This is a genomic window from Bacteroidales bacterium (assembly GCA_031275285.1).
Lineage (GTDB): Bacteria > Bacteroidota > Bacteroidia > Bacteroidales > UBA4181 > JAIRLS01.
On the sequence record JAISOY010000070.1, the window covers coordinates 38,040 to 45,174 of the forward strand.

5 protein-coding genes are annotated in these 7,135 nt (G+C 42.6%); all 5 read right to left on the minus strand.

Annotated elements, in window-relative coordinates:
• Positions 1 to 86 precede the first annotated feature (86 nt).
• Positions 87 to 1,880 carry a hypothetical protein gene (locus LBQ60_07125; GenBank protein ID MDR2037679.1) on the minus strand — a complete coding sequence of 598 codons (1,794 nt, stop codon included), beginning with the start codon at positions 1,878 to 1,880 and terminating at the stop codon, positions 87 to 89.
• 98 nt (positions 1,881 to 1,978) lie between these two features.
• Entirely contained in the window at positions 1,979 to 3,871 is a 1,893-nt protein-coding gene (locus LBQ60_07130; GenBank protein MDR2037680.1) for a hypothetical protein, read from the minus strand.
• Between the two features lie 599 nt (positions 3,872 to 4,470).
• On the minus strand, positions 4,471 to 5,361 hold the full coding sequence (locus LBQ60_07135) for a carbon-nitrogen hydrolase (GenBank protein MDR2037681.1): 891 nt from the start codon (positions 5,359 to 5,361) through the stop codon (positions 4,471 to 4,473).
• Positions 5,362 to 5,522: 161 nt separating this feature from the next.
• The gene (locus LBQ60_07140; protein MDR2037682.1) at positions 5,523 to 6,704 is read right to left on the minus strand and encodes a porin family protein; all 1,182 of its coding nucleotides are present in this window, start codon (positions 6,702 to 6,704) and stop codon (positions 5,523 to 5,525) included.
• A gap of 64 nt (positions 6,705 to 6,768) precedes the next feature.
• Positions 6,769 to 7,135 (minus strand): 5'/3'-nucleotidase SurE (locus LBQ60_07145; protein MDR2037683.1); only part of this gene is annotated, 367 nt, incomplete at its 5' end.

Sequence of the window (7,135 nt, forward strand, 5' to 3'; positions counted from 1 at the left end):
TTAAGTTGATTTTAAATATTCTATGTGAATAATGTCGGATTTTTTTCATCATGTCGGTTGTGCATAAATTATGCATGGATATTTCATTATTCCTGGTAAACAAAGTTAAATCTTCCGCCCGGAGCCACATCCCCATTGACGTAAAAATCCATGATGTTACCGGTTTCCTGCATATTATCGGACCATTTGAACTCTATATTGATTTTTTTGTTGCTTAGATCCAGCAGGCTTCTGGGGATTTCGATTTCCAATATACGGTCATTTACGGTAAACTTTACTTCACCCGACGAGTTCCATTCCCACCAGTTGCCGGCACTTTTCTCGACAAACGCTTTATTCTTTTTAGGATTGATCCTGTTAATGACATAATCGTATCCGTTCCAGCCGGTAGCTTTGTCCCGGTCGATATCGATAAAAAGCATCATCCAGTTACGGTCGTTGGAAGACGTGAGTTTTTCCGCAGTTTCCACATAAAAATATATTTTCTCGGAATCACGGGCTACCTTGGCTCCTGTAATATCATTCCTTCCGCTGTTATTGATATAGTACTGATCATAACGTCCCCGGTGGCTTCGATGTAATGTGTTCCCTTTATAATGCCTGTAATAAGGTAAGACATTGTCCCATTCTCCTTTTTTACCGATGGTGACGGATGTTGGCGGTGATACCTTTTCCGGTGCTTCCATGCCTTTGAATTTCCTGATATTGGATATCAACTGGTAATAATATACATCTCCTTTATCTCCCCATCCTTTGTTGGGTTCAATATCGCGACTCCGTTCCCAGTCATACTGGTCTACGAATGAGAACGGATCTCCGGTCCATCCGTGTTTCGGCAACCATTGTCCGGCAGTGTATTCATTCCAACCTGTTACGAAGACCAGTTCAGGGTCAAGTTCAAAAGCGCGTTCCCATTGTTCCTGAAAATTCCATCCGTAAAGGTAACCGTCTACACGGGGATCAAGCCCGTTGCGCTGACTGAAACTGCGTCCGAACGTTCCCGGAAGGTTAAATGCGCTGCAATGTCCTTTTGTCAACGGACCGGCATTTTGAGCTACTCCCACGGCAACTTGTTCGAACCGACCGTTTTCGCCTTTTATATATCCATGTTGCGGATAGTTTTCCAGCCATGCCCATTGGTCGCTTCTGGACAGTGATGGTCCGTCAACATAGTCGGGCTGGCCGGGACGAAAGGTGAAGAATCCTGCAATTTCACGGTCTTCTTTCGATTGGGTCAGGTTGTCGGGATAAGCCATGATACATGGTTTCCCTTTCCACATGAACCAAAGGTCTTTATAACGTCCGGGCTGGTAGACATCTTTGTACAATTGCTTCAGAGAAACCAGCGAATTGGGGAAAGGCCCGAACGGCAGCATAAATGCGATTTTGGGAACATTTACCCCATCTTTCTGTGCCTGGTCCCATGTTTTCATCAGGGCTTCGTATGATTCCTGCCAGGTGAGACTGCCGTTGGTGCAATCGAAAAAAACCGCATCAACACCGGCATCCGCTAGCATTTCCGCGTGTTTACGCAATACCCATGGATCCGTGGTTTTATAATATCCCAGTAATGGTTGCTCCCAGAAGAAGAATCCGGGTTGTTTTGTTCCCCATGCCGGATGGTGGTAATCTTTCATTGCCTCGGGATATTGCCGGACAATTTCGGTAATGTTTTTCACCTGGTAGGTGGTATCGTCGTTTCCCTGATGCCAGGTCCAGTAAAAAACAGCTACATATTTATCCTTTTTCAGCGGGCCCACTTCGTCATAGCCCGGTAACTTCCTACCCAGTGCATCGGTGGCAGGCAAGTTGGATGGAACGGTTTGTGCGGAAGAATAAAGAACTACGGCACTAAGCAGAAAAGCGAACAGGTATTTCATTTGAATAAAATTAATTTTAAAGTTCAAGGTTCAAAGTTTCTCTTTTTATCCTACTTTCTAACTTTGAGACATTTCATGATAGATTGATTAACGGTCTGTCAGATATTGCCCCTGGCTGCTTCCGGATTCTGTTGTAGCCATATACGGTAAAGTTCGAAAAAGGTAGGCGCATCAAGCAGTCGGATATTCGGATGAGTCCGGTTTAGTTCTTCCATCACTTCTACATACCATGTAGGGGTTTTCAGGATATTGCGAAACCAGTGGAAAGGAACAGGACGGGCTTCTACCCTTTGGGCGATGCGTTGTGCTGCTTCTTTCGGGTTTTGCTGGATATCTTCGTCAGAACGCAAGACAGGCATATTGCCGTGTAACAAAGTCAGAGGCACCTTTTGCGGGACAATTCCATTCGGACTGAATGAGGCATAACAATCCAGTCCTTTGGATGACAACCCTGGAGCATGTCCGTCAATAACAAACCCGGTGATACTTATATCCCACCGAAGGTAGTATTTTTTACAATGCCTGGCCCAGGCATCAAGGCCACTGGGTAACCCGGAAATATCACGGGGCTCCTGCAACATGCCCGGCATCAGGTATCCTGCGCCATTGTCCGCTGCAGCGAAGTAATCGTTGCGTGTTGCTGTCTTTCTGAAATTATGCATGACCATTGGTGCCCGTTCTTCAAGGACGGGGCTGATACACCACATCAAAGGAAGTTTTCCGCGGTTCGGATCATCCCAGATTGAGGGTGTTCGTTGGGTGATCCAGGCAGAAGCGTCGTAATCCCCAACATAGAATATCATGAATTCCCTGCTGTCGAAATTGACCTTCCCGTCTTCGGTGAGGTAACCTTTTTCTTTTAATTCCTGATGAGATACCCATGATTGCGGATATTCTTTTTTTAGAGGAAAGTGTTGCCAGAAAGAAGCATTGGCCAGTGCGCCATAGCCAATAGCATCAGCATCTTTGAAAGCATTGTAGGCGCTGATGATACGGCTGAACTCCCACTCGGTGGCCACATCTTCATGACTGCCCCCAGCATGTTTGGTATACTTGAAAGCCCATGCCGGAAAGCCACCGATGTAACAGAATTTTTCACCTTTATTTAACCGGTATGCTTCCAGCAAAAACTCTTTTAGGGTGGCCAGGTCCGTTCCGGTGATTTGGGTCGTATCATCTGTTGCCGGCTCGTCTCCCCAGGGCGATAGATCAAAGAAAAAAGCACGTTTACTGACAAAGAAATCATGATTGGTCAGGGTATGATGGTTCGATACGGTGGCGCGGGGGCGATCCCTCCATTTCTGATCAATATAATAAGCCCCGAATTCGCCGGTACATTTACCTGTTTTCATATATTTTTCAATGAACCAGATATAGGGATCGTTTTTGATGGAACCTGTAGATTTTCTTTCAGTTTCGGGAATCATTCCCAGTCCGGTAAACATCGGGCTTCCATCTTCATTAACCAGACGGACCTTTATCTTTAACCGGGGACCGGATACGACCAGCCTGGAATACAAACTTTTTGGGTCCGGGTCGTAACGTACAGCTATCAGGTTTTCAATTCCGGCGACTGCTGAAGCAATGTTACTGGTAGCTGCTACATGCGGGTCGTATAATACGACACCTTCAATTTCATCTTTATAGGCATTGACAAGCGAAAGGATATCCGAATATATAATAGTATCCTTGCCGGATAGCCATTCTTTTTCTTTGCGGTATTTATTCCACCAGTATGTGTCTATTTCATTGTTTGATTCAACAATATAATTAATGAATAATTTCGGAGCATTCCTGTTTACCACTCCCTGAAGCGTAGATACAGCATGTATATCATCCCAGAGATTTTTTACCTGGAACGGATCGGAAAGATCGTATGCTAAGGTGTATTTCAGGTCGAACATACCGATCGGAGGAACGGATGAGTTACATGAAAAGGTAAAAGTACCTGTACATAACAGAACCAGGATCTTTATTTTCAGGTCATGCATAGTTATCAGTTTTTAAAAGGAAAGATGTTTTTACTAAACAAAGAAAAGCAAAATAATGTTTGCTGCACGTTGCTTTGATATGGAAAAAATGCGCAACCGTTTGCATTAGGAAATAGAAGAGAACCGTAGCTTTTGGGTGATGGTTGTAAATTATTCTTAAAGTGACGGTTTTTTTTGTTGTTGAATTCTGATAAACAATAATTTATCTCAAAGAATGGTTTGACTTAAATGAAATTATTATAATGAAATATTAAAAAATGAATCTTTTTTTGTTTTTTTTTAATAATCTTTTATATTTGTAGTGGATTTATTTAGGAAAAAAGAACAAAGTTAAATTTTTATTTCTAGCTTTTGGGGTTTACAATCATTTAAATAGTGCATTTTTATTAGGGGTAAGTAAATAATAGTTTCGTTATTTGTTTTTCTATGATTAATAATAAGTTTAGTTCGTAAAACAAAAGTATTGTTTGGGTCATTTAAGAACTATCGTAGTGTGATTTTATAACTTATGAGATGTCGCGTTGTGGTCGTTGTCCAATAAGGATAACGGCCACAATTTTTATAGTATACCTATAGTTTGTTTTTCCTTACTTCTACTTTCAAGGGTCATCAATAAACCTTTGAAGAATAGGGGAATAAGTATCAATCCTTCTGTCCCGTAAAAATGGCCAGATGTTCCGGTATTGTTTGCTGAGTTGCAGGTCGATTTCCTGTATATGGGTTTCCGGTGTCAGATGGGGTGCCTGGTAAAGTATGGTACCAAAAGGGTTGGCAACAAAAGAACCACCCCAGAACTGTGTACCTGCTTCTTTTCCGGTACGGTTTACAGTAACAACGTGTACTCCGTTGGCGATGGCATGTCCGCGTTGGATGGTCTGCCAGGCTTCATATTGTTCTTTGTTGGTGGGTTCTGATTTTTCTTCGATGTCCCAACCAATGGCGGTAGGAAAAAATAATATTTCGGCACCCATCAGTGATGTAATACGTGCTGCCTCGGGATACCACTGATCCCAACAGATAAGTACCCCGATCCGGGCATATTTAGTGTCGAATGTCCGGTATCCGGTATCTCCGGGTGTAAAATAAAATTTTTCATAGAATCCTGGATCGTCAGGGATATGGTTTTTGCGGTATTTTCCCAGATAGGTGCCGTCCGCATCTATAACAGCCGTGGTGTTGTGGTATAGTCCGGGGGCACGTTGTTCGAACAAAGAAGCAATGATCACCACATCCAGTTCGGCAGCCAGTTTCTGGAATGTTTCCGTCGTAGGACCGGGTACAGGTTCTGCCAGTTCGAAATTCCGGAGTTCCTCTGCATCGCAGAAATACAACGACCGGAATAATTCCTGTAAACAGATAACCTGTGCTCCTTTTTCTGCAGCAATCTTTATTTGTTTGACCGCTTCGGAAAGGTTTTGTGCCGGATTTTCATGAGATACAGATTGGATCAGTCCGATACGGACCTTTTGTTGGTTGGTGTTCTGCTTCATTTTCGGAATTTGATGTGGTATTTGCAAAAATATATTTTTTTCATGAATTACGGATAAAAGTAATGCGAAACAATTAATATCACATTTCTTGAACGTAATCAATTTGGCCAATGCGACTTAAGGAAATAATAAATAGCACTGAGTGCTTACCTTAGAGGTATTCAATATATCCTTTTTCTGCCAAAAGTGTCGAATGAAAAGCCTAAAGTAAGAAACCACATGTCTCCGGAATAAATTCTCCCGGCTTTTCTGAATGCATCGGGCAGGTATGATATTCTCAGGTTGATATGATTTTGATAGAAAGGGTAGGAGGGATGTTTTTTCCTGAATTTCCACTCCAGGTTTGCCCCGGCTATCGGAGACCACCCGTTTATTTTAACATCTTCCAGTTGCGGATATTCATCCCGGAGATCTTCATCGGGGGTGGAAGAATTAAAAGATCCCCCTACAAAAGGACTGATGCGGAAGTTTGCATTGTCAAGGAAAGCATATCCGAGTGAAAAATAAAAATGAGTGGTAGATGCCTTGTCTCCTTTGAACCAATCCGTATCCGGAATATCCCGGGATAATTTACCGAATCCGCCCATAATGGCCATGTCCAGTACCCATCTTTGGTAGCGGACGCAAATATTCATATCGATATTACCTTTAGGATTTAAATAATCGTTGTTATGAAACGTGTATCCGCCGCGAACCCCAAATCCCACTCCCCAATCGCCGGGAACGATTTTGAAAAAGATATGGGTTTTGATGAATTCGTTGTATTTTGAACCCGGATACCGGGCAATGAAAGCATCCGATGCATCATTTAGTTCCTGTTGTGGTATGTTTGGGAGTAAATGGTCGGCCAGCATCATTTTTAATAAAAGGATCAGGAAATCCTTGTCTTCTGCGCCGGATTCCGATTCGTTGATCCATTGGTTGAGGATGTCGTAATCCTGGACGGACCATTTGACCGCTATTTCTCCGACCCGGTGATTGGCCGGGACGTATTCGTGTTCCTTTTCTTTATCTATATTCAGTATAAACATTGTCAGGCGGTCATACTGTTTGGTCCAGTAATAAAGCAGGATACGTTCCCCAGGTAGAAATGACAGGTAGGTGTGGTCGTCGATATGGTCTTCAAGATAATTCATGACCAGTTTTACGGAATCAAAATCCATATTTTCAAATTGGTGGATCAGCAGCCGACGGCCTTTTTCGATATAGTCTTCCTTGGAATCGGGATAATTCAGTATCCTTTGTCCGATAGATATTTCCTGCCCGGAGATAGGAAGACAACAGAAAGTGATCAATACTATCAATAAATTAATTCCGTATTTCATGGTATGTAATGAGCTCAATCTATGTTATTTAAGAAGATAATAAATAGCATTGGGTGATTCACTGTAAATAAAAGCTGTTTGATCACTTTTTCTCAAATATCTTTTTCAGTTTTCCCATACTTTCGTAGCAGGTCATATCGATCTGTACGGGAACAATAGAAATGTAATTATTTTCCAATGCCCACTCATCCGTATCTTTAGCATCGAATTCCTCATTGAAAAAATCTCCGGTGAGCCAGAAATACTCGGAATTACCCGGATCGAAACGGCGGTCGAATTCTTCCTGCCAGTATCCGCGTGCCTGCCGTACAATACGTATCCCTTTGATATCGGAAACCGGAATTTTCGGAATATTCACATTCAGGCAGGTACCCCTGCGTAATCCGTTATCCCTGACTTGTTCGATGATATTCTGTATATGTCCTATATATGGGGAAAAATCGGCATCG

Coding starts and splice junctions, on each gene's coding strand:
- LBQ60_07135 (MDR2037681.1), bottom strand. CDS start 5,361: ATGAAGCAGAACACCAACCAACAAAAGGTCCGTATCGGACTGATCCAA.
- LBQ60_07130 (MDR2037680.1), bottom strand. CDS start 3,871: ATGCATGACCTGAAAATAAAGATCCTGGTTCTGTTATGTACAGGTACT.
- LBQ60_07125 (MDR2037679.1), bottom strand. CDS start 1,880: ATGAAATACCTGTTCGCTTTTCTGCTTAGTGCCGTAGTTCTTTATTCT.